Origin of the sequence: Eoetvoesiella caeni (genome assembly GCF_003315175.1) — a bacterium.
GTDB classification, from domain to species: Bacteria; Pseudomonadota; Gammaproteobacteria; order Burkholderiales; family Burkholderiaceae_B; genus Eoetvoesia; species Eoetvoesia caeni.
On the sequence record NZ_QNRQ01000006.1, the window covers coordinates 6,288 to 30,617 of the forward strand.

Genomic DNA, 24,330 nt, shown 5'->3' on the forward strand with positions numbered 1-24,330 from the left:
CATGCAGCTTGTACACCGGTCCGTGCTGTTGGAGCCCACGGTCAGCGCCCTGATTGATGATGATTTCGGCAAGTCCAAGAGGGTCGAACGCACGGGTGGTTCCGCGTCGAGGCTAAGTGGTGTGTTCGTCGACGGCACATATGGGCGCGGCGGACACAGCCGTTTTTTGCTTGACAGGCTTGCTCCGGATGCGCGGCTGGTCGTATTTGATAAAGATCCTCTGGCTATTGCTTCGGCACAGGAGCTTGCCGCCCAGGATCGCCGCGTGGCGGTCGTGCACGGCGGCTTTGCTTCCATGCGCGAAGAGCTTGCCAAGTTGGGTATCGAACAGGTTGACGGGGTCATGCTGGATCTGGGGATGTCGTCGCCTCAGATCGACGACGCCGAACGAGGTTTTTCCTTTATGCGCGAGGGTCCCCTGGACATGCGCATGGACACTAGCCGCGGGCTTACGGCCGCGGAATGGCTGGCGCAAGCCAGTATTGAAGAAATTAAGGAGGTCATAGCGAAATATGGCGAAGAACGGTTTGCTTTCCAGATTGCAAAGGCGGTTGTTGCTCGCCGCGAATCCAGGCCGATGCGCACAACGCTCGACCTCGCCGAGCTCGTCGCCAGTGTCGTCCGTACGCGCGAAAAGGGTCAACACCCGGCCACTCGCACCTTTCAGGCTCTACGGATTTACCTCAATCAAGAACTTGAAGAACTCGCGGGCGCCCTCGCGTCAGTTTTAAAAATTCTGGCGCCGGGGGGGCGTTTGGCGGTGATCAGCTTCCATTCTCTTGAAGACCGCATGGTCAAGCAATGCATCGCAGCCGCGGCCCGGCCCGGCGCGGAGCAGGCGCGCATGCCTATTCTCGAGAAAGACATGCCCCAGCCCGTGCTGCGTTCCCTTGGCCGAGTGCTGCCCGAAAAGGAAGAGGTGGCCGGCAATGTCAGGGCGCGCTCGGCGGTGCTGCGCGTGGCCGAGCGCACTTCGGTTCCACTGCCGCCCGATCTGGGCGCTTCTTTTATCAAGACGGCCGGCCTGGCATTCGCCTCGGCCGAGCAGCAGCACATGCGCAGGAGGAAATGATGGGACGCCTCAGCATCGTATTTGCCGCGCTGCTTATGTTGTCGGCCATTTCCCTGGTTACGGCGCGCTTTCAGTCGCGCCAGTTGTTTGTGGCGTCCGAGCGCATGGCGCTCAAGGCGCGCGAGCTGGATATCGATTGGCGGCGTTTGCAGCTTGAGCGTGCCGAACAGGCTCGCAACGCCCGTATCGACGAGCTGGCTCGCGACGAATTGAAAATGACGACCACATTACCCGGCCGCACGATTTACCTCAAGGGCGTTCCGGCGGCTTCCTCCGCAGCCGCCGCGGGAGGGCGGCCATGAAGCGCGGCCGTTTCTACAACAGCCCGGTGCTGAACATCCAGATGCCCATGTGGCGGTCCAAGCTTGTCCTGGTTTTATTGTTGATGGGCTTTGCTGCGCTGCTGGCCAAAGCCATGTACTTGCAGGGCATGTCCAAGGACTTTCTGCAGCAGCAAGGCGAGAGACGCTACGAGCGCACCTTGGTGCTGCCCGCGACGCGCGGCAAAATATTCGACCGCAGCGGCACTGTGGTGCTTGCTTCCAGCGTGCCGGCATACGCCATCTGGGCCATTCCCGAAGACACAAAAGAAGCGACGTCGCACGACATGGAGCAACTGGCCAAGATGCTCGATATGCCGATTAGCGAAATGCAAAGGCGCTTGTCCAAGGAGGACAAGAATTTCGTCTATCTGAAGCGGCAAGTCTCGGTCGACCTGAGCGCCAAGATCAAGAGCCTCAAGATTCCGGGCATTCATCAGCAAGAAGAAATGCGCCGCTCTTACCCCGAGGGCGATATGACGGCCCACATCGTGGGCTTTACGAATATTGAAGACCATGGCATAGAAGGCGTCGAGCTGGCTTTTGATTCCGAGCTTTCGGGCCAGCCAGGCAGCCGGCGCGTCATTAAAGACCGCCTGGGCCGGGTGGTCGAAGACGTGACGGCGGTCGTGCCCCCCGTCAACGGCCAGGACCTCAGCCTGTCGATCGATGCTGGCTTGCAGTTCGACTTGTATGCGGCCTTGAAAAAAGCCAGGGAAGAACACAACGCCAAGGCCGCAGCCGGCATTGTGGTGGATGTGAACACGGGCGAGATCCTGGCCTTGGCCAATTTGCCCACATACGACCCCAATGATCGCGACGATCGCAAAGGGGCAAGCCTGCGCAACCGTGCCCTTACCGATACTTTCGAGCCCGGCTCCATCATGAAGCCTTTTACGGCGGCCCTGGCGCTGGACCTGCAGCGCATAACCACATCGACCATGTTCAACACGGGCAATGGGCACTATCGTTACCAAGGCTCCACCATTTCCGACGTCAGCCGCAACGGCGTGCTCAACGTGGCCGGCATTTTGCGCCGTTCGAGCAATATCGGCATGACGATGATTTCCGAGATGCTGACTTCCAAGGAAATGTGGACCAAGTTTACCGAGCTGGGTTTCGGGCGGGCGCCGCAGGCGAACTTCCCGGGCGTGGCTTCTGGAAAGCTGCGCCCCTGGGAGCGCTGGCGTCCCATCGAGCGTGCGACCATGGCCTACGGCTATGGCCTATCGGTATCGCTGCTGCAAATCGCACATGCCTACACGGCGTTTGCGCGTAATGGCGACATGGTGTCCCTGACCTTGCTGAAGCGTCAGGGCAAGCCGACGAGCGTCCAGGCTTATACCCCGAAGGTGGCGGGCCTGATCCGGTCGATGCTCGAGGCCGCCGCCGGGCCGGATGGCGCCAAACTGGCGCAGGTCCAGGGCTATCGCGTTGCGGGCAAGAGCGGTACGGCACGTAAAATCGTCAATGGCCGCTACAGCACATCGCAGTATCGAAGCTCCTTTGTGGGCTTTGCACCAGTTTCCAACCCCCGTATTGTGGTGGCCGTCACGATAGACGAACCGCAAGCGGGGGGCTATTACGGCGGCCGCGTGGCGGCTCCCGTGTTTTCCTCTGTCGTGGCCAGCAGCTTGCGGCGCCTGGGTGTGCAGCCCGATGCGCCGATTGAGTCCTTGGTGGCGGTAGGCTCCAATGGAGAGTCGCCAAGATGATCGCAAAAATAATTGATTGGTTAAAACAGAATGCCGGGCCGACGGCCCATCTATGTCTCGATTCGCGCCTGATCGGGCGCGGCGATGTGTTTTTCGCCTGCGCGGGCGCTACGACGGACGGCCGCCTTTACATTGAACAAGCGATGAATAACGGCGCTGCCGCCATCGTCGCCGAGCCGGGGCATCGCGGCGACGTTCGCGCCGTGCACGTGCCTTTGCTGGAAGTCGAGGGGTTGACTGGCCTGCTGGGCGCGCTGGCGCACGAATGGTATGGCAAGCCTTCCGAGGTGCTGTCGGTGGTGGCGGTTACCGGAACCAACGGCAAGACCACCACCGTGCAATGGGTTGCCGCCGCCCTGAATGCCGAAGACGTGCCCTGCGGAACCGTAGGCACGCTTGGGGTCACGTTGCCCGACGGATCGAACCTGGGCGGCGCATTGACGACGCCCGACGTCCTGACCATGCATCGCAGCCTGGCGGCCATACGTGATGCGGGCGCAAAGGCAGCCGCCATTGAAGCTTCGTCCATCGGCCTGGATCAAGGACGGATGGATCATGTGCATATTGAAATCGCGGGCTTCACGAATCTGACGCACGATCATCTTGACTATCACCAGACGCCGGCCAACTACAAGGCAGCCAAGTTCGCGCTGTTCAATTGGCCGGGGCTCAGCCATGCCGTGATCAACGTCGACGATGCCGCCGGCCGCGAGCTTGCCGGGGCGGTTGCCGCCCTGGAGCCGCTTACTTATTCAGTAGAGCAGGCAGGCGGCGCGTCGATTCAGGCGCGCGACATTCAGACCGGCACCTATGGGCTGATTTTCAATTTGACGACCCATGACGGCGTGGCGCAAATCGTTACGCGTCTGGTGGGGCAGCACAATGTCTCCAACCTGTTGCTGGTGGCGGGGGTACTGCAGTATCTGGGCTGGACGCTGGCGCGCATTGCGCGAGTTCTGACGACCCTGCGTTCGGTCGAAGGGCGCTTGCAGATCGTCGAGGCCGAGGCTTGCGGCGATGCGTCTGCGGCAACGCCGATGACCGTGGTGGATTACGCCCATACCCCGGACGCGCTGGAAAGAGCTTTGTCGGCGCTGCGCGAAGTGGCTTCGGTGCGCGGCGGCCGGCTTATTTGCGTGTTCGGCTGCGGCGGCAATCGCGATCGCAGCAAACGCCCCATGATGGGCCGTATAGCCGCGCAACTGGCCGACCATGTGATTCTGACCAGCGACAATCCGCGCGACGAAGACCCGCGTCTCATACTCGACGAAATCATTGCCGGCATGCCGCAGGCTCCCATGGTCGAAGCGGACCGTGCCCAGGCTATTCTTTCGGCCATCTGGAATGCGAAATCGAACGATGTCGTGCTGCTGGCGGGCAAGGGGCACGAAACATATCAGGAAGTTCATGGCCGCCGGTCACCATTCGACGATCGCGAGTGGTCGCGTTTTGCGCTGACCTGGTTGCGCAATCCAAGCCTGTCGACGGACTCGCGTTCGATAACACCCGGACAGTTGTTCCTGGCCTTGAAAGGCGATGTGTTCGACGGCCATGCTTATCTAGAGCAAGTTGGCGCTGCGGGCGCCTGCGCGGCAATCGTAGAGCATCGTAATGGGGCTGTGGCCCTGGCCCAGTTCGAGCTGGGCGATACGCGCGCCGCCTTGGGACGAATAGGCGCGGTGTGGCGCCGCCATTTCGAACTGCCCGCTATTGCGGTTACCGGCAGCAACGGAAAAACCACGACCAAGGAAATGATCGCCTCGATTCTGCGCGCCTGGCAGGGGGACGAAGGCGCCCTGTCCACGGCGGGCAATTTCAACAACGATATTGGCGTTCCGCTTACATTGCTGCGTCTTCGAGAGCCGCATCGCGCGGCTGTATTCGAGCTGGGCATGAACCACCCGGGAGAGATCGCGCATTTGGCGGCGATGGCGCAGCCGACGATAGCCCTGGTAAACAATGCACAGCGCGAGCATCAAGAGTTCATGCACACGGTCGAGGCCGTGGCCCGCGAAAACGGCGCTGTGCTGGCGGCTTTGCCTGGGCAAGGCGTTGCTGTCTTTCCCGGGGACGACGAATACACCGGTTTATGGCGCGAGCTGGCCGGCGGGCGCCGCTGTCTGACTTTTGGGCTGGATGCGTCGTTCGACGTCCATGCCGATCAGATTCACGCGGAACCGGCCCGCACTTTATGCCAATTGCATACTCCATCGGGCATGTGCGCATTGGCGCTGGCCGTACCAGGCCTGCACAATTTGCGTAACGCGCTTGCCGCCGCGGCTTGCGCCAGTGCGGCCGGAGTTCCGCTGGACTGCATCAAGCGCGGGCTGGAAAGCTTCCACCCCGTTTCGGGACGCATGCAGCCGCATCGCCTTGATGGCGGTTTGCAGCTGATCGACGATACCTATAACGCCAACCCGGATTCGGTACGCGCGGCCATCGATGTGCTGGCGAGCCTGGCCGGAGCCAGGGTGCTGGTGTTGGGCGACATGGGCGAAGTGGGGGCGCAAGGTCCCGCCATGCATACCGAAGTGGGCGCGTATGCCAAAGAGCGGGGCATCGGAGCGCTGCTGGCGTTCGGCCCCGCCGCGCGGCATGCCGCGCAGGCATTCGGGGAGGGCGCGCAAGCATACGATTCCATTGACGAGCTGGTCGGCTACCTGAATACCTTGGGCCCGGCCAACATCTTGGTGAAAGGTTCGCGAAGCATGCGCATGGAACGCGTAGTACAGGGTTTTTTAAAGCAAACAATGAACAAGAACAAAGGGGAGCACAATGCTGCTTGAGTTGGCGCGCTGGCTGGCGGATTCCCATATGCGGGCATTTGGCGTGTTCGAATACATTACATTGCGAGCCATGCTGGCTTGCGGCACGGCCCTGCTTATCGGGCTGTATGCCGGGCCGCGCGTCATTCGCAAGCTGACTGAAATGAAAATCGGGCAAGCCGTGCGTTCATACGGTCCGCAATCGCATTTGCAGAAAACCGGCACGCCCACCATGGGCGGCGCATTGATCCTGATCGCCATCGCCGTCAGTACATTGCTATGGGCCGACTGGACGAATCGTTTCGTCTGGGTGGTGCTGCTGGTTACGTTCGGCTTTGGATGGATAGGCTGGGCGGACGACTACAAGAAGGTTGTCAACCACGACCCCGAAGGCATGTCTTCCCGCCGCAAGTTTTTCTGGCAAACGCTGATCGGCATTGTCGCGGCGATTTACCTGACCTTTGCCGTATCGGCTCCCGCCAATGCCGAATTGTGGCCGCTGTTTCGCGACTGGATACTAAGCGGCTTTACCCTGCCGTTGCCCACGCGCGCTGACTTGATCGTGCCTTTTTTCAAAAGCGTAAGCTATCCGCTGGGCGTATTCGGCTTTGCGGCGTTGACCTGGATGGTGATCGTCGGCTCGAGCAATGCGGTCAACCTGACCGACGGGCTGGACGGCTTGGCCATCATGCCGACCGTGATGGTCGGCAGCGCGCTTGGCATCTTCGCCTATGTGGTGGGACGGGTCGATTACTCCAAATATTTGCTGTTTCCCTATATTCCGGGCGCATCCGAGCTTATGGTCCTGTGCGCGGCCATTGCCGGCGCCGGCCTGGCTTTTCTATGGTTCAACACCTATCCGGCCCAGGTTTTCATGGGCGACGTGGGCGCGCTGGCCCTGGGCGGCGCCTTGGGCACGATTGCCGTCATCGTGCGCCAGGAAATAGTGCTGTTCATCATGGGGGGCGTGTTCGTGGTGGAAACCTTGTCCGTCATGCTTCAGGTTTCCTATTTCAAGTACACCAAAAGACGTTATGGCGAGGGGCGGCGCATTTTCCGGATGGCGCCCTTGCATCATCACTTTGAAGTAGGCGGCTGGAAAGAAACGCAGGTGGTCGTGCGCTTCTGGATTATTACCATGATGCTGGTGCTGATTGGCCTGTCGACGTTGAAATTGCGATGAATACATATTCCTTCCCTTCGGTCGCTGCGGGCAAGCTAACCCTGATTCTCGGTTTGGGCGAGACGGGTGCGGCCGCCGCGCGCTGGTGCGCCAGCCATGGCGCCCGCTTGCGCGTGCTTGATACGCGCGAGCAGCCCGGCGGGATGGATGCTTTGCGCGGCGAACTGGCCGATGCCGGCGTCGAGTTTCGCTTGGGCGCCGGGCACTTGAACGACGATGCCCTGATCGACGTTGAACGTATTGTCCTGAGCCCGGGGCTGTCGCCTTTGCAAGAGCCGGTCAAAGAGTTCTTGGCGCTGGCGGCAAAGCGTGGAATCGAAGTGCTGGGCGAGATCGAGCTGTTTGCCCGCGCACTGGCCGACATGGCCGAGCAGGGCTATCGGCCCGGCGTGCTGGCGGTCACAGGCACCAATGGCAAGACCACGGTTACCGCAATGACGCGGCAGTTGGTGCAGGCTTGCGGGCGCAGTGTCCGCGCGGCAGGAAACATCAGCCCGGCCGCGCTGGCCGCCTTGAGCGAAGCGATACAGGCCGGCGATCTTCCCGACGTATGGGTACTGGAGCTGTCCAGCTTTCAGCTTGAGTCCGTGTCCAGCCTGACGCCTGATGCCGCAGTGGTGCTTAACGTGACGCAGGATCATCTGGACTGGCATGGCTCCATGCAGGCGTATGCCGCGGCCAAGGCCAAGCTGCTGAAATTGTCCAGGCTTGTCGTGATAAACCGCGACGACCCCATGGTTCTGGCCATGGCGCCCGAGCCCCGCGCCTTGCAGGTGCGCTCGTTCGGGCGCGATGTTCCGCATTGGGCAGGCGATTTTGGGTTGGAGGGCAACCATGGGCTGGCATGGCTATGCGTCTGCGAGGACAATGATTTCGATCTGCCCGCTCCCACGGCGGGCAAGCGCCGCAAAGCCGCGGAAGAACCATTGCGCGAAGCCGGGCGGCTTTCCAGGCTGATGCCGACCGACGCCTTGCGCGTACGAGGCCAGCATAACGCCCTTAATGCATTGGCTGCCTTGGCGCTGGCCCGCAGCCTGGGGCTGGGGTGGGGCAATATGCTGCGCGGGCTGCGCGAATACGCCGGCGAACCCGATCGCGTCGAGTTCGTGCGGGCGGTTGCAGGCGTCGACTTCGTCAACGATAGCAAGGGCACCAATGTCGGCGCTACTGTGGCGGCGCTGGAAGGCCTGGGGCAAACCAGCGTGCTGATCGCCGGCGGGCTGGGCAAGGGTCAGGATTTTTCGCCATTGGCGAAAGCGGTCCGCGAGCATGCCCGCGCTGTCGTGCTGATAGGCCAGGACGGCCCGGCAATCGGCGAGGCCTTGGCAGATTGCGGCGTTCCGCTCGAGTTCGCGGCAACGCTCGACGAAGCGGTGGGGCGCGGATTTGACCTGGCGCAGCCAGGCGACGCCGTGCTGCTGTCGCCGGCGTGCGCCAGCATGGACATGTTCAAGAACTACAAGCATCGCGGCGCCATGTTCGTCGAGGCGGTGCAGGACTTGGCCCTGGATCACGGGGAGGTAGCATGAGCCGTTTCGCGGATCTGACCTCAGGTGTGAATGCCGTAAGACCCGGGCGCACGACAATGCCGAATTTCGATTTGTCGCTCATCGTCGCTACGGCGACGCTAGTGCTGTTCGGTTTGCTTATGGTGTATTCGGCGTCGATTGCGCTGGCCGATGGCCCGCGCTACGAAAGTTACGGCCGTTTCTATTTTGTGATCCGCCATGGGTTGTTTGCCATGGTCGGCGTGCTGTGCATGGGATTCGTCCTTAGCGTGCCGATGAAGGTATGGCACAAGCTGGCCTTGCCGCTGTTTGCAATAAGCATATTGCTGCTGATCGTCGTGCTGGTGCCCGGCATAGGCCGCGAGGTCAATGGCGCACGCCGCTGGCTGCCCCTGGGGCCCATCAATTTCCAGCCGTCCGAGCTCATGAAAGTCGCCATCATCCTGTATGCCGCGGACTATACGGTGCGCAAGCAAGAGCACATGCATAATTTCTTCCGGGGCTTTTTGCCCATGGCAGCCGCGCTGGGCGCGGTAGGCATGGTGCTGCTGCTGGAGCCCGACCTTGGCGCCTTTATGGTCATCGTGGCCATCGCCGTGGGAATTTTGTTCATTGGCGGTATCAACGGCAAACTGTTTTCCAGCCTGCTGGCTGTGCTGGTGGGCAGCTTTTTGCTTCTGATCTGGGCCTCGCCCTGGCGGCGCGAGCGGCTGTTCGTGTACCTGGACCCATGGAATCCGGACAATACATACGGCAGCGCCTACCAGTTGTCGCACTCATTGATTGCCTTCGGCCGAGGCGAATGGCTGGGCGTCGGCCTGGGGGCCAGCATCGAGAAGCTGCATTATTTGCCTGAAGCGCATACCGACTTCATTGTTGCAGTCATCGGCGAAGAGCTCGGCTTCATCGGAGTGGCCGGCCTGGTGATCATGTTCGCCTTTCTTGTATGGCGCGGTTTCGATATTGGCCGCCAGGCAATCGCGATGGAGCGCACATTCAATGGTCTTGTCGCCCAGGGCGTAGCACTGTGGTTTGGCGTGCAGACGTTCATCAACATCGGCGTTTGCGTGGGTTTGCTGCCGACCAAGGGGCTTACCTTGCCATTGGTCAGCTACGGCGGCTCGGGCATAGTCATGAACCTGGTGGCCGTTGCCTTGCTATTGCGCGTCGACCACGAAAACCGAAACATGATGCGAGGTAAGCGGACATGAGCCAGCGTACTTTGCTTATCATGGCGGGCGGCACGGGCGGGCACATCATGCCGGGCCTGGCCGTGGCGCACGAGATGCAGCAGCGGGGCTGGCGCGTTGTGTGGCTGGGCCACCCCGAACGCATGGAAGGCCGTTTGGTTCCCGCGCAAGGTATCGAACTGGTTGCCCTGCGTTTTGCCGGCGTGCGCGGCAAAGGCGCGGGGGCGCTGCTGAAGCTGCCGTTTACGCTGTTGGCCGCGTGCCGCCAGGCTTATCGCAGCCTTAAAGACATACGGCCGGACGTCGTGCTGGGCATGGGCGGCTATGTTGCATTCCCAGGCGGACTGATGGCGGCGCTGTGCCGCATTCCGGTCGTCATTCATGAACAGAATGCCGTGGCCGGCACGGCCAATCGCTGGCTTGCGAAAATCGCGCGCAAAGTGCTGGTAGGCTTTCCGGGGGCATTGCCCGGCGCCTTGATGGTGGGCAACCCGGTGCGCCGCGAAGTCGTGAGTCTGCCAGCGACGGGCCGGCGCTATGGCGAGCGCCAGGGCGCCCTGCGCGTGCTGGTCATAGGCGGAAGCCTTGGGGCGCAGGCGCTTAATAGCGTTGTGCCGCAAGCCATTGGGCAACTGGATGTTGATTCACGTCCCGTCGTTACGCACCAGACAGGCGAGCAACAGATCGACGCCGTGCGCGCCGCATATGCCCAGGCTGGCGTGCAGGCTGATTGCGTGGCGTTTATCGACGATATGGCTGCTGCGCTGTCGCAGGCCGATCTGTTGATTTGCCGCGCCGGAGCCATGACGGTGGCCGAGGCGGCGGCGGCCGGCGTGGCTGCGCTGTTTATTCCCTTGCCTCATGCCATCGACGATCATCAAACGGCCAACGCCCGCTATTTAAGCGAATGCGGCGGCGGCTGGCTGCAGAAACAATCTGAATTTTCGGCGTCCTGGCTAGCGCAGTGGTTGAAGGAACGTACTCGCCAGGAGTTGCTTCAGGTGGCAAGCCATGCGCATGAGCATGCTTGCCTCAATGCCGCGCAGCAAATAGCGGACGCCTGCGAGCAAGTATCTAGGAGAGCCGAATGAAGCATAGAATACACAGCCTGCATTTTGTGGGAATAGGCGGCTCGGGCATGAGCGGCATTGCAGAGGTGCTGTTGAACCTGGGTTATGCCGTAAGCGGGTCCGACATACAGGAGTCCGCCGTGACGCGGCGCCTGGCAAGCTTGGGAGCCCGTGTCAGCATCGGACACGATGCCGCGAATGTTAAAGGCGTCGGCGCCATTGTGACGTCGACCGCGGTGTCGGGCGACAACCCCGAGGTGCTGGCCGCGCGTGCCGCGCGTATTCCGGTCGTGCCGCGCGCACTGATGCTGGCCGAGCTGATGAGACTCAAGCGCGGTATTGCCGTTGCGGGTACGCACGGAAAAACCACGACCACCAGCCTGGTGGCCAGCGTGCTTGCCAGCGGCGGGCTGGATCCCACGTTCGTCATTGGCGGACGCTTGAATTCCGCCGGTGCCAACGCCCGTCTGGGCCAGGGCGACTACATTGTGGTCGAGGCCGACGAGTCTGATGCGTCGTTCCTGAATCTATTGCCGGTGATGGCAATCATCACGAACATCGACGTGGACCATATGGACACGTATGGGCACGATGTCGCCAAGCTAAAAAGCGCCTTCATCGAATTCACTCAGCGCCTGCCGTTCTACGGCAGCGCAATCGTCTGCAGCGACGACGCCAATGTGCGCGAGATCATTCCTTTTATTTCCCGACCGGTGACTACGTATGGCGTCAATGAAGACGCCTTGGTCCGTGCCGTCAATGTGCGTGCGCAGGGTACGCGCATGTATTTCGACGTGCGCCGCCGCGGCGCCTCGGGCGACTTGCCGGTTCTGTCGATTACCTTGAATCTGCCGGGGCTGCACAACGTGCTTAACGCGCTGGCGGCCATTGCCGTGGCGACTGAGCTGGGTGTCTCCGATGCGGCCATTTCGGAAGCGCTGGCGGTCTTCAACGGCGTAGGGCGCCGGTTTACCGCGTGCGGCGATTTTCCTGTGTCGCAGGCTCGCGGCGGCGGCATGTTCACGCTTATCGACGATTATGGCCATCACCCCGTGGAAATGGCGGCAACGCTGGCCGCCGCGCGCGGCGCATGGCCGAACCGGCGCATAGTGCTGGCATTTCAGCCGCACCGCTACACCCGCACGCGCGACTGCTTTGAGGATTTCGTACGGGTCCTGAGCTCGGCCGACGCGGTCTTGCTGACCGATGTCTACCCCGCCGGAGAGCAGCCGCTGGTGGCCGCTGACGGCCGCGCATTGACCCGCGGCATCCGCGTGGCGGGTAAGGTCGAACCTTTGTTCGTCGAGGCTGTGTCGGATTTGCCGCAAGCCATCGTCGATTTTGTCATTGATGGCGATGTGGTGATTGTGATGGGTGCCGGGTCCATCAGCAAGGTTCCCGCGCAAGTTGGAGAGTTGGTATGAGCATGCAATTTGGACGTGTCGTCGTGTTGTACGGAGGTCGATCGGCAGAGCGGGAGGTCTCGCTGATGTCCGGCCAGGGCGTATACGAAGCATTGCGCGGCGCGGGAGTCGATGCTCATTTGTTCGATACCGGCACGCAGCCCCTGACTGAATTGATTCAGGCAAAATTCGATCGTGCATTCATCGCCTTGCACGGCCGCTACGGCGAAGATGGAACGGTGCAGGGCCTGCTGGAGTTGATCCGCCTGCCTTATACCGGCAGCGGCGCCATGGCCTCGGGCTTGGCCATGGACAAGATCATGACCAAGAAGGTGTGGCAGCAGTACGGCTTGCCGACGCCCGGCTACGCCGTGCTGACGGAAGATACCGATCTTGACGCGGTGGTCGAGGCCTTGGGTTTGCCGCTTATTATCAAGCCGCCCCACGAAGGCTCGACCCTCGGAGTAACCAAGGTAGAGCAAGGGGCGCAGCTGCGCGAAGCCTATCGCCTGGCTGCGCGCTACGACGAATTTGTGCTGGCCGAAAAGTTCATTGCCGGGCGCGAGCTGACGGTGCCCGTGCTGGGCAAGGGCAAAACGGCCCGTGCGCTGCCGGTGATCGAAATCGTGGCGCCCCAGGGCAACTACGACTACGAGCACAAGTATGTGTCCAACGATACGCAATATATTTGCCCCGCCTCGCTTGCCCCCGAGTTGACAGCGCAGATCATGGATTTGGCTGTGAGGTCCTATACCTCGCTGGGCTGCGAAGGGTGGGGGCGTGCCGACTTCATGCTGGATGCGCAAGGCCGTCCCTGGTTGCTGGAAATGAATACGTCGCCGGGCATGACCAGCCATTCGTTGGTGCCCATGGGGGCCAAGGCTGCCGGCATGAGCTATGCCGAGCTATGCCTGGCAATTCTGGAAAGCGCCTCCTGCAAAGTGCAGCCGCCGCCCGATTCCGCCGCCAAATAGGAAAATCGAACCGTGTTCAACGACGCTCGTCTCACTAACTTCATTGCGAATACGCTGGCTTTGCTGGCTGTATTGGCTATGATCGCGAGCGTCGTCATCTGGGTGGCCCAACGGCCGTATTTCACGATTACCCAGCTTCAGATAGAACCGGTTCAGGGCGACGACCTCAGCTATGTTTCCGCCGCCGCGGTGCGGGCGACCATCGCGGGCCAGCTCACCGGCAATTTCTTTACCGTGGACCTCGATCGCACCCGCGACTTGCTTGAAACCGCGCCCTGGGTGCGCCACGCGCGCATTCGCCGTGTATGGCCCAATACACTGCGCGTTCAAATAGAAGAACAGCAGCCGCTGGCCTTATGGAACGAGAATCAAATGATCAATACCTGGGGCGAAGCGTTCAGCGCCAACCAGGGAGAATTGCCCGACGATTCGGGCCTGCCGCATTTTTATGGTCCTGATAATTCCGAGCGCCTGGTTGTGCAGCGCTATGCCGAAGTGGCCCGCTGGTTTGCCCCGTTGAACATGCACGTGCGCGAGATCAGCCTGAGCCCTCGCTATGCCTGGTCGGTCGAGCTGTCCGACGGCCTGCGCCTGAGCCTGGGGCGCGACCCGGCCGCCGATGTGGCTGACCCGCATGGGCGCGCTGGCGCGCAGCCTTTTGCCGCCCGGATAGAACGATTTGTGAACGCCTGGCCTGGGCTGACTCAACGGCTTAACGGCCGTGCAGTGAATAGTGCCGATTTACGTTACGCCAACGGTTTTGCAATAACGTTGGCGCCTGTTTCACCTACCTCTACTAAATAGAAAAACTATGACCCGTGATATCAAGGATTTGATCGTCGCACTCGATATCGGCACCAGCAAGGTGGTGGCTGTAGTGGCCGAGATACTGCCCGAAGGACGCTTTGAAGTGATTGGCCTGGGCCAGCACGAGTCCCAGGGCATGCGCAAGGGGGTGGTGGTCAATATCGAAGCGACGGTGAATTCGATCCAGCGTGCGCTCGAAGAAGCCGAACTGATGGCCGACTGCAAGATCCGCGAGGTCTATACGGGCATTGCGGGCAGCCATATTACGAGCTTCAACTCCAGTGGCATGGTGGCGGTCAAGGACAAAGAGGTGACGCCTACCGACGTCGCCCGTGTCATCGAAACCGCCAAGGCCGTCAATATTCCTACCGACCAGCAGGTTCTGCATGTGCTGACGCAAGAGTTCATTGTCGACTCCCAGGAAGATATCCGCGAGCCCATAGGCATGAGCGGCTTGCGGCTGGAAGTGCGCGTGCACATTGTCACCGGCGCGGTCAGCGCGGCGCAGAATATCGTGAAATGCGTGCGCCGCTGCGGCCTGGAAGTTCAAGACCTGATTCTTCAGCCGCTGGCTTCCAGCCTGTCGTGCTTGACGGCGGACGAAAAGGAATTGGGCGTGGTGCTGGTCGATGTGGGCGGCGGTACGACAGACATAGCCATTTACACGGGCGGCGCCATACGCCACACCGCGGTCGTGCCGATCGCCGGCGACCAGATTACCAGCGACATCGCCGCCATGTTGCGCACGCCCACCCCCGACGCCGAAGAGATCAAGCTGCGGTTCGGCATTGCCAAGCAAGTATTGGCCAGCGCCGACGAGCACATCGAAGTTCCGGGACTGGGAGACCGGCCCAACCGCCAGGTAAAACGCCAGGCGCTGGGCGCGGTCATCGAGCCGCGTGTCGAAGAATTATTTACGTTCGTCCAGCAGATCGTGCGCGAGTCGGGTTACGAAGACTTGCTCGCCTCGGGCGTCGTGCTGACTGGCGGCACGGCGCTTATGCCCGGCATCGTCGAGCTGGCCGAAGATGTGTTCTTGAAACCAGTGCGTATCGCCGTGCCCAACTACGAAGGCAGTCTGGCCGACGTTATGCACAATCCGCGCTTTTCAACCGTGATGGGCCTGTTGCTTGAAGCGCGCTTGCAGCGAGTGCGCGGACGCAAAGTGGCTCAGCAAAAGGGCAGCGTCAAGAGCCTGCTGACGCGGATGAAGGAGTGGTTCATTAATTAGGGCTCATAGAAAGCCTTAAGGGGCGGGCTTGAAGACCTGTCCTCGGGAGACGTGTCAAATTAGGTGCGAGTCAACAGGCTGGCATTTCTTTTGAAGCGATTTCCGAAATAGCAGTACTGGGGATTTTTTTTCGTGTTTATCGCTTTTTATTTGGAAATGTGAGGGAGTCAATCATGATGAATTTTGAGATGCTCGATAACAGCGGCAGCGGTACCGTTATCAAAGTAGTGGGTGTGGGCGGTGCAGGCGGCAATGCCGTTTCGCACATGATCCGCTCGGGTATTCATGGCGTGGATTTCATTTGCGCCAATACCGATGGGCAAGCACTGGCCACCAGCGAAGCGCCTGTACAGATCCGTCTGGGGCGCACAGGTCTGGGCGCCGGCGCCAAGCCCGAACAAGGCCGTGCCGCCGCAGAGACGGCGCGTGAGGAAATCCGTGCGGCCCTGACCGGCGCGCATATGGTTTTCATCACGGCAGGCATGGGCGGCGGCACCGGTACGGGCGCGGGCCCAGTGGTCGCGGAAGTGGCCAAAGAACTCGGCATTCTTACCGTGGGCGTAGTCACCAAGCCTTTTTCGTTCGAGGGCTCCAAGCGTCTGCGTATGGCCGAAGAGGGCATCAGCGAACTGTCCAAGCATGTGCATTCGCTGATCGTGGTTCTCAATGAGAACTTGTACGACCTGATGGACGAGGATGCCACACAGGAAGATTGCTTCAAGGCCGCCGACGACGTATTGCATAACGCATGCGCCGGGATTGCCGAGATCATCAATGTCGAAGGCAATGTCAACGTCGACTTCGAAGACGTGAAAACCATCATGGGCGAGCAAGGCCAGGCCATGATGGGCACATCCATCGCTTCGGGCGCCGATCGCGCACGCGTTGCCGCTGAACAGGCTATTGCGTGCCCATTGCTGGAAGGCGTGGACTTGCATGGCGCGCGCGGCATGCTGGTCAACATTACCGCCAGCCGTACCTTGAAAATGCGTGAAACACGCGAAATCATGGATACTATCCGCAGCTATGCCGCCGATGACGCCACCGTTATCTACGGCACGGCCTACGACGAATCCATGGGCGAAAACCTGCGTGTGACCGTCGTTGCCACAGGCCTGGGACGCACAGCGGTATCGCGCCCCCAACTGGTGCAGAACCACTCTGAGGTTCTGCGCACCGGCACCGACAACTACCCGGCAATGGGTGGCCAGGATTTCACCAATTCGGATGTTCCCGCCGTAATCCGCAATCCGCGCAGCCAGGCCACGGCCCAGGTACGCGCCCTGGAGACTGCAGGCATGGACCACTTCGACATTCCCGCGTTTTTACGCAAGCAAGCGGACTGAGGACCGGTCAAACACGAAATCCGGCCCTCACATGTTTGTAGGTGCCATTGATTTGGCACCGATCTTGTTCAGGCACGCACGCTTTCCTTTCCCCGGGAGAGCGTGCGTTCGTGTTTCTATGGCGCTTTCTTTGCGCGCAATGCCTGTACATCCGCTGGTTGCACATTACCCTTAAGGCCGCCGAAACTGGTTCGCAGGTAGTTGGCCAGCTCGGCCATCTGCTTGTCGTCCAGACTGTTGGCAAAGCCCGGCATGTCTTGGCGTGCTTGATTTCCGGGGAACTGCTTGGCTGTGATCCCATGCAGCATGACCAGGACCAGATTGTTGGGATCATCGTTTCTGACGGTGGAGTTTCCCGCCAACGCGACAGTCACATTCGGCTTTCCCTGCCCGTTTGCCGCATGGCAGCCCGCGCACAGGGCAAGGTAGTGCCGCCGCCCCGTAGACTGATCCTGGCCGATTGCGGCGCTTGGCGTAAAAGGCACTGGCTCGGCTGGTTTATCTCCGGTCAGGTACCGGACCATGGCTTTGTTGTCCGACTCGGTCAGATATTGGGTGCTGTGATGGAAGGCATCGAACATTTCGCCATAGGCGGAGCCTTGCGGCGCAATGCCCTGGGCCAGGAATTGTTGCAGCGCCTGGGGACTCCAGCCGCGCGCCGCCAGCGCGTCGGGCGTGATATCCGGGCCGACGATACCGCCCAGATTACCGCCTTGAAGACTGTCATGCAGCTTCAACTGGCCAAATTTGCCGCGCGGCGTATGGCATTCCGTGCAGTGTCCCAGCGAATTGGTGACGTAGCGGCCTCGCACCCATTCCGCTGAGTTCCCTGCGGAAACATCTGGCAAAGTGTCTTTCAGGAAAAGCAGGTTCCACCCGCGCAGCAAGGGGCGCAAGTTGAAGGGGAAGGACACTTCGTTGTCCCGGTTCGGCACCGCGACGGGCCGTATGCTTTGCAAGTACGCGAAGATGGCGTCGCTGTCCTCGCGCGTCACGCCGCGGTATGTGGTGTAAGGCATGGCCGGATACAAGGGATGATCCGGCGCAAGGCCATCGTGCAAGGCCTTGTAAAAATCCGCCGACGTCCAGTTTCCTATCCCGTATTGCTTGTCCGGCGTGATGTTGGTTCCGTAGATTGTTCCGAACGGTGTGGGGATGGGAACTCCGCCGGCAAACTGGGCGCCGGCCTTGCTGGTGTGGCACGCAGTGCAGTCGCCGGCCTTGGCCAGATATTTTCCTTTGGCAATGAGCTCTTGCGACGGTGCCGCCTGGTCGACGGCCGAGGTCTCGTAACGCGGATCAAGCAGGCCCGACAATACGACGACGCCAACGACTGCCGCCACCAGGATCACGCCGCCTACGGCTATTCTGGCTTTCATGTGTGCGCTCCTTTAATTAGCCCAGGCGTCGCCAGGATGGCTTCTTTCATGGCTTGGTGGTATCTGACATACCCCGTGCAGCGGCAGATATGGTCGTTCAAGCTATCGGTGACCACGGTCTCGATCTGGCTGGCTTCTATCGGTTCGCGCTTCAGTCGTTCGATCAGCACCGTAGCGGCATTGACGAATCCCGGCGTGCAATAGCCGCATTGAAAGCCGTAGTTTTCAAGAAACTTTTGTTGAACGGTGGACAAGCCTGTGACTTCGCCGGCCTCGTTGCGCGTGGCGTGGGCCTCGACTGTGCGGATCTTGCGGCCGTTGAAGTAGGCGGCTCCGGTGATGCATGTGCGGATCTCTTCGCTGCGGCCGTTGTCGTTGTCCAGTATGACGACGCAGGCGCGGCAGATGCCCTGGCCGCAGCCCAGTCGCGTTCCCGTAAGATTTGCATATTCGTGCAGCAAATCGATCATCATCAGGCTTTCGGGCACATCGAAGGGCCCTGCAGCGGCTCCGTTGATCGTCATGGAAACTGTAATTGTCTTGATGCTCATGCCAGCGCCTCCTGGATTGTCTCGGCCGTAACGGGCAGGGAGCGGAACCTGTGCCCCGTGGCATGGGTAATGCCGTTCACGATGGCGGCGACGATCGGAATCATGGCCACTTCAGCCATGCCCTTCGGTGGATCCGTCTCGGACAAGGGCGGCAGTATCTCGGCGGTCTGGGTCCACAAGGCCACTTCCTTGGCCAGCGGCACGTGAAAGCGATTGAAATTCCAGGTCCCGTCGCCGGGCCCGTCTTCATACAAAGGCAGGTGTTCGTATAAAGCGTGGCCTATGCCCATGGCAATGCCGCCTTGTATCTGGCCCGAGACCAATTCCGGAGAGATCAGTGTTCCGCACTCGAGAACTGAGTGATGATTCAATAGTTGCACCTGTCCGTTGTCGCGATGCACCGCGACCTCGGCCAGCGTCGCCATGGCCGAGTAATACGTGACGGCGGCATTATTGCGTTGGACCGGCGGATAATAGACTGCGCTGCGGGGGGTGAACTGATAGCGGCCCATGCTTTTGCGGGTCGTGCCAAGTTTTGTATTGGCTCCTGCGTCTATCGTGGCGACGCCGGGCTTGTTGCTGCTGGCGGCGGAGTTCGGTGCCGTGCCAGCCGAGCCGTCCGGCTTGGCATTGGAGCCTGTTTCGGCGTTGCCGCCCGCGTCGGGGCCATGCCCGCCATTTTCGTCGTGATCTCCAGTGTATTGACGCGTGTTGGGCGTGGCGGCGCTGCCGGCTGCGCCCGGCCTGGACGGCATTTGCCCCGGCGTGCCGGAGGATGGGCTTCCAAAGCACAGCGCCAGCCCATCAAGAGGCAGGCGAACTTGTGTACCTTTGATATTGAAGTCGGCCTCGGTCCATTGCCAGCGGTTAAAGCCATGGACGGCGGCGCCGACTACGGCTCCGATCTCATGCGCTTTGGCCGCCAGCTGTTTCAAGCTTAGGCCTTGCATGCCATTGGCGGTCAACAGGCCGTTTTCCCACCGCGCGTCTTCGCGGCGCAGTGAGTAGGGCGCCGCCTGTCCGCCGCCTATCCCGTGACTCCAGATTGCCACGGCGGCAGGCCACAGGCCGTGATCGAAGATAATGCGGCAAGCTTCCCGCGTAGTATGGGTGTAATAGAATGCCGAGTTCGATGCGCTGGCAGGCGAGGCATACGCGGGCGTCCATGTTGGATCGGCAGACAGCTTGTCCTGGTCTTCCTGGCTCATCAGATATGGATCGCCGCTGGAGGTCATGGGAAGATCGGGCCAGTCGGTGATGGCGAATCCCAAGTCGGTGGCCGGTTCTCCCAGCCAGCGCGCGCAGGCCAGGGCCTGCGAGGTGCTCATGCCGGTTCCGATTTCCGTACCGGAGTGCCGCAACAACACCTTGCCCTCGGGACTGAGTTCTACCTTGGCAAGCGATGATTCCGCGCCTGTTCCGAAGTCCTTTTGCACGCATGCGAACCCGACACCATAGAGGCGCGCCGGATCGCGCGCTTCAAATTCGGCTTTGCGTTTCTCTCGATCGCGCCAGACAGGATGTTGCTGTGCGCGCTGCAGAACCTCGTCGGCGCGCACAGCGCCCGCGGGGATTGCGCCCTGGGTGTTCTTCATGCCGGTTTTCAGTACATTGCGCAGCCTGAATTCAATGGGGTCCAGACCCAGTTCGTGCGCAAGTTCGTCAACCAGCATTTCGGTGGCGGCCATGGATTGCAAGGTGCCGTAGCCTCGGGCAGAGCCGGCGTCGATCGCCCGCGTGGCGTCGGCCCGGGCAGTAAAGTCGGACTTGGGCAGGTAGTAGATGGACTGTGCAGCGGTGGCCGCCACCATGGCGACGGAAGGAGAGAAATTGCTTCGGCCGCCCCCATTGGCCACAAACTGGGCAGCACAGCACTGGATCAGGCCCGATTTGCGGTCTACTGCGATCGTATAGTCCATATCGAAGGCATGGCGCTTGAGCGATGTCTGGAACTGTTCATAGCGGTCATTGGCGATCCGTACCGGCTTGCCGTCTGAATATAGGGCGCACACCATGCCGTAGAACGGCATATTGCAATGGTCTTTGGACCCATAGCCGACGGTGTAGCAAGGATGCATGACCAATGTCTTGACGTTGAAATGCGTCTTGGCCAGCATGGCGGCCGCCGTGGCCGCCACTTCGCTGGGCGACTGCGTGGGCACTACCAGGTGCATGGTCTGCGTCGCAGCATCATGCCAGCAGTTGGCGTTATCGGGCTCCAGTGCCGCGGTGTCGGTCGACTGCGATGTGAACTTGCGCTTCAAGACCAGCCAGCCTTCGGGCGGGTTGTCCAGTTCGTGCTGGATTTGTTGGGCGAAGTGCATGCCTTCCTGCCCGATGTCGCCGTGATTCTTGCCGTCGGGCCAGACGGGAAGATGTTTGCGCATCTGGCTCGGAAATATCGGCGCGTCTTTAAGGCTGGAGAAGACATCCTCGGCGTACCCATCCTTGCCGCCTACCCGTACATATCGAAAGTTGCCCCATGGGTCGCGCTGCAAGGGCCCTGTCTGGTTGCCGTATTTGATGACGTCTGTCTGGAATTGGAGTGCGTCCTTGGCCAGCCGGAAGCGCGCGAAATCATGGAAAATCAGTATGGCGACAGCGTGGCCCAGATAGGCGGGCGTCTTGCCTGTCGGCAATAGCATGTCGTCGCCATAAAATTCCGTAAAGGCAATGCCGTCGCGCTGCAGCTCGGCTGCGGTCACGATCTTGTCGGGCTTCAGGTCCTGGCCCAGCCTGGTCAAGTCGAAGCCTTGGTAGACAGCGTCGGCCCGCGCAGCGCGAAGAATCAGCGCGTGGCTTTGCTGTTCTGGCCAATTGGGCAGGTCGCGTGCCCGTATGTCGCGGGCAAAGACTTTGGCCCCGCTTACCTTGGCGATGCCATCCACACGAAACTGCGCCTTGCCGGTTGCCGGGTCCCAGCGCACGGGAGTAAGCACCCGCTGATCGAACAGGGCTGCATAAGCCGTGGACCCGAACGGAGCAATATAGACGGTGATGCCGGCAAGGCTGCTTGCCTGAAGAAATCGACGACGTGATAGGCTGGTACGGGACATAGAGATTCCTGACTGCGTATGACGATTAATGGGCCATGCGGGCCAGCAAAAATCAAGCCCGAAAGGAACATGACACCCGCGCAGGGGGCGCCCGGCGGATGCTTGGACAGAGTAGCATTCCATCCTATATTAGTTCCTGGCCGCCTGCGTTAAAATAAGCGAAGGATAGGACCGCGAGTTTGTTACAATGCTAGGCTATATTGCCTTAATTTCAGCTTAGCTCCTCCAGGAACTCATCACAGTTTATGTTACGTCAGCGCACCATTCAAAAAGCGATCAGCACAAAAGGTGTGGGGCTTCATTCTGGCCGTCGAGTCGAGATCACGCTCCGTCCCGCCGACCCCAACACCGGTATTGTGTTTCATCGCGTCGACCTGCCTCAGGTGGTCGACCTGCCCGCACAAGCAGCGGCTGTGGGCGGTACGCGCATGGCGTCGGTTTTGCAAAAGGGCGATGTTCGGGTTTCGACGGTCGAGCATTTGATGTCGGCGCTGTCCGGGCTGGGTATCGACAATCTGCATATCGACCTGACCGCCGAAGAAGTGCCCATTATGGACGGCAGCGCGGGTACTTTTGTGTATTTGCTGCGCTCGGCCGGCCTGCTTGAACAGCCAGCCGCCAAGCAGTTCATCAAGGTGCTTAAAACCATCGAGGTGCAAGAGGGCGAAGGCGAGGACATCAAATGGGCGCGTCTTGAGCCTTACGACGGCTTTGCCTTGTCGTTTGCCATCGACTTCCACCATCCCGCCATCAACTCCACGGCCAATTTTGCCGAAGTCGACTTTGCCCGCGACTCATACGTCAAAACCATCGCCCGCGCCCGTACCTTCGGGTTCGTCAGCGAGGTCGAGGCCTTGCGCGCCGCCGGCCTGGCGCGTGGAGGCAGCCTGGACAACGCTATCGTCATGGACGAATACCGCGTGCTCAATTCCGATGGCTTGCGTTATGACGACGAGTTCGTCAAGCACAAGATCCTTGATGCCATCGGCGACCTTTATCTGCTGGGCAAGCCCTTGATAGCCAAGTACGTGGCGTGCAAGTCGGGCCATGGCCTGAACAACCAGCTTGCGCGTGCATTGCTGGCCGCCCAGGACTCCTGGGAAATTGTTACGTTCGAATCCGCTGCCGCGGCGCCCAAGGCCTTCGCTAACGAATGGAAATTTGCGTAACAGCCCTTTAAGGGGCTTTTAAACGAGTTTGCGTTAGAATATGCCCAGGATTTGCGGTCAACCGCCTTCTCGGTGGCGGACAAGCAAGCGGCTTACGGCGTCCGCCAAAGGCCCCGGCGCAAGATTGTTGCGCAATTCTTCAAAGGCATGCAATGCGCCACTATCCAAAGGCACGGTCTCTTTGGGGCGTGTCGTTTTTGTCTGGTTTTGCAATAAACCAGCTTGAACCTTCACGCTAATTTCGTTAAGGTTCCATCCACTTTCCGCCAATAGCTGAATTATGCGGGGAGCCAATTGCCGCAGTCGCGCCGCATAGGCCGCGCTGGGAACTGCCAGCGTGATTTGTTGTCTGTCTATACGGGCTACCCTGCAAACTTGCGCCAGCGCCGGCGGCAAAACCTTTTTTGCCGCTTGCTCTATCGACAGCAGCATGCGGGCTGTCGTAAGAACATTGGCCCCCTGCTGGTCGCTGCTCAACCAGTCCGTCAGTGTGTGGCTGACCGATTTGCGTTTATTGACGAATCGTCCTGGTATCTGGGGCATGCGGCGCTTAATAAGTATAGTAAGTAAGGAATTATGTAGTGAGAATTGTATTTTCGAAAGGACCGTCCGGCGATTCCAGCGCCAAGGGGCTCAAGCTGTCCCTGGCTGCAGTATTCGCCATTGCCGGGCTAGGAGCCGCGGCGGCGGCCGGCGCATGGGTGCAGGGCCGCGTAAGCCAGCCCGCAACGCTAAGCGTAGTGCAAGAGCAAGCCATCAACGACTTGGCAACGCGCGACTCCAACTATATTCGCGGCAATGTCGACCTGCTGGCCTCGAAGGTTGGCGACTTGCAGGCCCGGCTTATCGAACTGGAAGGGCTCAGCAAGCGTGTGGCCAAGGTGGCGGGGCTGTCGTACACCGACCCCGAAATCCAGGCAGGCATCGTCGATGCCTCGGCTCAGGTCATGGACTATATTACCCCCGATGACGCGGCTTTCGGTTCCGCTGAAGGGTTGGGGCGCGAACTTGACTCCCTGCAGCAACAGGCAGCCCGGCAAAAAGACCGCCTTGCCATGCTTGATGTTGCACTGACGCGCAGGGCCGGCGTCGAGGCCAGCCTGCCCACCTACACGCCTGTCAATTATCCATATTTAAGCTCGTCGTTCGGCTGGCGCCGCAATCCAGTTACCGGCCGGCATGTCATGCACGAAGGGCTGGACTTTGCCGCTCCCAGGGGCACGCCCATCCGGGCCGCGTCCGGCGGCGTGGTTACCGAGGCGCGCTCCATTTCGGGATACGGAAAAATGGTCGAGATTACGCACGGCAACGGACTGGTAACGCGTTATGCCCACGCTTCCAAGCTGAATGTCGCGGTGGGCGACATCGTCGAGAAAGGCCAGTTGATTGCCAATGTGGGCAGTACGGGCCGGTCTACAGGCCCACACCTGCATTTCGAGGTGCGGATGGCAGGCCATCCGCTGGATCCCACTTTGTTCCTGGCCAAGCAAGAAGCCCCGCCCAGTATGGTTGTAGACGCTTCGAAACAAGTTGAAGCCATCTTGCCCGAGGTGCGTTAAACTGTCTCGTTTTCCTGCGGCATTTGCCGCCA

General features: G+C 60.5%; 19 protein-coding genes. 15 read left to right on the forward strand and 4 right to left on the reverse strand.

Annotated elements, in window-relative coordinates:
• Position 1: 1 nt before the first annotated feature.
• The 13 genes from rsmH (at position 2) to ftsZ (ending at position 16,584) form a co-directional block, all read left to right on the forward strand.
• Positions 2-1,072, forward strand: a complete 1,071-nt coding sequence (rsmH, locus tag DFR37_RS12115; RefSeq protein WP_113933505.1) for a 16S rRNA (cytosine(1402)-N(4))-methyltransferase RsmH — start codon at positions 2-4, stop codon at positions 1,070-1,072.
• The gene (gene ftsL / locus DFR37_RS12120; RefSeq protein ID WP_113933506.1) at positions 1,072-1,374 is read left to right on the forward strand and encodes a cell division protein FtsL; all 303 of its coding nucleotides are present in this window, start codon (positions 1,072-1,074) and stop codon (positions 1,372-1,374) included. Before rsmH ends, ftsL begins: the two co-directional genes overlap by 1 nt.
• Positions 1,371-3,107, forward strand: a complete 1,737-nt coding sequence (locus DFR37_RS12125; protein WP_113933507.1) for a peptidoglycan D,D-transpeptidase FtsI family protein — start codon at positions 1,371-1,373, stop codon at positions 3,105-3,107. The genes ftsL and DFR37_RS12125 overlap by 4 nt, the downstream gene beginning before the upstream one ends.
• Complete coding sequence (gene murF / locus DFR37_RS12130) at positions 3,104-5,893, forward strand: bifunctional UDP-N-acetylmuramoyl-L-alanyl-D-glutamate--2,6-diaminopimelate ligase MurE/UDP-N-acetylmuramoyl-tripeptide--D-alanyl-D-alanine ligase MurF (RefSeq protein WP_113933508.1); 2,790 nt, start codon at positions 3,104-3,106, stop codon at positions 5,891-5,893. The genes DFR37_RS12125 and murF overlap by 4 nt, the downstream gene beginning before the upstream one ends.
• Complete coding sequence (mraY, locus tag DFR37_RS12135; RefSeq protein WP_113933509.1) at positions 5,883-7,055, forward strand: phospho-N-acetylmuramoyl-pentapeptide-transferase; 1,173 nt, start codon at positions 5,883-5,885, stop codon at positions 7,053-7,055. Before murF ends, mraY begins: the two co-directional genes overlap by 11 nt.
• The gene (gene murD / locus DFR37_RS12140) at positions 7,052-8,584 is read left to right on the forward strand and encodes a UDP-N-acetylmuramoyl-L-alanine--D-glutamate ligase (protein ID WP_113933510.1); all 1,533 of its coding nucleotides are present in this window, start codon (positions 7,052-7,054) and stop codon (positions 8,582-8,584) included. The genes mraY and murD overlap by 4 nt, the downstream gene beginning before the upstream one ends.
• Positions 8,581-9,774 (forward strand): putative lipid II flippase FtsW, encoded by a 1,194-nt coding sequence (gene ftsW / locus DFR37_RS12145; RefSeq protein WP_113933511.1) that lies wholly within the window; start codon positions 8,581-8,583, stop codon positions 9,772-9,774. Before murD ends, ftsW begins: the two co-directional genes overlap by 4 nt.
• Positions 9,771-10,844, forward strand: coding sequence for an undecaprenyldiphospho-muramoylpentapeptide beta-N-acetylglucosaminyltransferase (gene murG / locus DFR37_RS12150; RefSeq protein ID WP_113933512.1), 1,074 nt, complete (start codon positions 9,771-9,773; stop codon positions 10,842-10,844). The genes ftsW and murG overlap by 4 nt, the downstream gene beginning before the upstream one ends.
• Positions 10,841-12,247, forward strand: coding sequence for a UDP-N-acetylmuramate--L-alanine ligase (gene murC / locus DFR37_RS12155; protein WP_113933513.1), 1,407 nt, complete (start codon positions 10,841-10,843; stop codon positions 12,245-12,247). The genes murG and murC overlap by 4 nt, the downstream gene beginning before the upstream one ends.
• On the forward strand, positions 12,244-13,200 hold the full coding sequence (locus DFR37_RS12160; RefSeq protein ID WP_113933514.1) for a D-alanine--D-alanine ligase: 957 nt from the start codon (positions 12,244-12,246) through the stop codon (positions 13,198-13,200). Before murC ends, DFR37_RS12160 begins: the two co-directional genes overlap by 4 nt.
• A gap of 12 nt (positions 13,201-13,212) precedes the next feature.
• A complete protein-coding gene (locus tag DFR37_RS12165) occupies positions 13,213-14,004 on the forward strand; it encodes a cell division protein FtsQ/DivIB (protein ID WP_113933515.1) in 792 nt (263 codons plus the stop codon).
• A gap of 7 nt (positions 14,005-14,011) precedes the next feature.
• The gene (ftsA, locus tag DFR37_RS12170) at positions 14,012-15,238 is read left to right on the forward strand and encodes a cell division protein FtsA (RefSeq protein ID WP_113933516.1); all 1,227 of its coding nucleotides are present in this window, start codon (positions 14,012-14,014) and stop codon (positions 15,236-15,238) included.
• 173 nt (positions 15,239-15,411) lie between these two features.
• A complete protein-coding gene (gene ftsZ, locus DFR37_RS12175) occupies positions 15,412-16,584 on the forward strand; it encodes a cell division protein FtsZ (RefSeq protein ID WP_113933517.1) in 1,173 nt (390 codons plus the stop codon).
• Between the two features lie 116 nt (positions 16,585-16,700).
• On the opposite strand, the gene DFR37_RS12180 is transcribed toward ftsZ, so the two are convergent.
• From DFR37_RS12180 to DFR37_RS12190, 3 genes are read right to left on the reverse strand one after another with little or no spacing between them, the layout of a single operon-like run.
• Positions 16,701-17,963: a c-type cytochrome gene (locus tag DFR37_RS12180; protein WP_113933518.1), complete on the reverse strand. Its 1,263-nt coding sequence runs from the start codon at positions 17,961-17,963 to the stop codon at positions 16,701-16,703.
• Positions 17,960-18,514, reverse strand: coding sequence for a (2Fe-2S)-binding protein (locus DFR37_RS12185; protein ID WP_113933519.1), 555 nt, complete (start codon positions 18,512-18,514; stop codon positions 17,960-17,962). Before DFR37_RS12185 ends, DFR37_RS12180 begins: the two co-directional genes overlap by 4 nt.
• Positions 18,511-21,570, reverse strand: a complete 3,060-nt coding sequence (locus tag DFR37_RS12190; protein ID WP_113933520.1) for a xanthine dehydrogenase family protein molybdopterin-binding subunit — start codon at positions 21,568-21,570, stop codon at positions 18,511-18,513. Before DFR37_RS12190 ends, DFR37_RS12185 begins: the two co-directional genes overlap by 4 nt.
• Positions 21,571-21,815: 245 nt before the next feature.
• Between DFR37_RS12190 and lpxC the strand changes: the two genes are divergently transcribed.
• Complete coding sequence (lpxC, locus tag DFR37_RS12195; RefSeq protein ID WP_113933521.1) at positions 21,816-22,739, forward strand: UDP-3-O-acyl-N-acetylglucosamine deacetylase; 924 nt, start codon at positions 21,816-21,818, stop codon at positions 22,737-22,739.
• Between the two features lie 57 nt (positions 22,740-22,796).
• Here lpxC and DFR37_RS12200 read toward each other — a convergent pair whose 3' ends face one another.
• Positions 22,797-23,282: a DciA family protein gene (locus DFR37_RS12200; RefSeq protein WP_113933522.1), complete on the reverse strand. Its 486-nt coding sequence runs from the start codon at positions 23,280-23,282 to the stop codon at positions 22,797-22,799.
• 38 nt (positions 23,283-23,320) lie between these two features.
• Between DFR37_RS12200 and DFR37_RS12205 the strand changes: the two genes are divergently transcribed.
• Entirely contained in the window at positions 23,321-24,298 is a 978-nt protein-coding gene (locus DFR37_RS12205; protein WP_242341827.1) for a M23 family metallopeptidase, read from the forward strand.
• Positions 24,299-24,330: the final 32 nt, after the last annotated feature.

Bases quoted from the DNA above. Each gene is read 5' to 3' on its own strand.
- rsmH (WP_113933505.1), top strand. From the start codon at position 2: ATGCAGCTTGTACACCGGTCCGTGCTGTTGGAGCCCACGGTCAGCGCC.
- ftsL (WP_113933506.1), top strand. From the start codon at position 1,072: ATGGGACGCCTCAGCATCGTATTTGCCGCGCTGCTTATGTTGTCGGCC.
- DFR37_RS12125 (WP_113933507.1), top strand. From the start codon at position 1,371: ATGAAGCGCGGCCGTTTCTACAACAGCCCGGTGCTGAACATCCAGATG.
- murF (WP_113933508.1), top strand. From the start codon at position 3,104: ATGATCGCAAAAATAATTGATTGGTTAAAACAGAATGCCGGGCCGACG.
- mraY (WP_113933509.1), top strand. From the start codon at position 5,883: ATGCTGCTTGAGTTGGCGCGCTGGCTGGCGGATTCCCATATGCGGGCA.
- murD (WP_113933510.1), top strand. From the start codon at position 7,052: ATGAATACATATTCCTTCCCTTCGGTCGCTGCGGGCAAGCTAACCCTG.
- ftsW (WP_113933511.1), top strand. From the start codon at position 8,581: ATGAGCCGTTTCGCGGATCTGACCTCAGGTGTGAATGCCGTAAGACCC.
- murG (WP_113933512.1), top strand. From the start codon at position 9,771: ATGAGCCAGCGTACTTTGCTTATCATGGCGGGCGGCACGGGCGGGCAC.
- murC (WP_113933513.1), top strand. From the start codon at position 10,841: ATGAAGCATAGAATACACAGCCTGCATTTTGTGGGAATAGGCGGCTCG.
- DFR37_RS12160 (WP_113933514.1), top strand. From the start codon at position 12,244: ATGAGCATGCAATTTGGACGTGTCGTCGTGTTGTACGGAGGTCGATCG.
- ftsA (WP_113933516.1), top strand. From the start codon at position 14,012: ATGACCCGTGATATCAAGGATTTGATCGTCGCACTCGATATCGGCACC.
- ftsZ (WP_113933517.1), top strand. From the start codon at position 15,412: ATGATGAATTTTGAGATGCTCGATAACAGCGGCAGCGGTACCGTTATC.
- DFR37_RS12180 (WP_113933518.1), bottom strand. From the start codon at position 17,963: ATGAAAGCCAGAATAGCCGTAGGCGGCGTGATCCTGGTGGCGGCAGTC.
- DFR37_RS12185 (WP_113933519.1), bottom strand. From the start codon at position 18,514: ATGAGCATCAAGACAATTACAGTTTCCATGACGATCAACGGAGCCGCT.
- DFR37_RS12190 (WP_113933520.1), bottom strand. From the start codon at position 21,570: ATGTCCCGTACCAGCCTATCACGTCGTCGATTTCTTCAGGCAAGCAGC.
- lpxC (WP_113933521.1), top strand. From the start codon at position 21,816: ATGTTACGTCAGCGCACCATTCAAAAAGCGATCAGCACAAAAGGTGTG.
- DFR37_RS12200 (WP_113933522.1), bottom strand. From the start codon at position 23,282: ATGCCCCAGATACCAGGACGATTCGTCAATAAACGCAAATCGGTCAGC.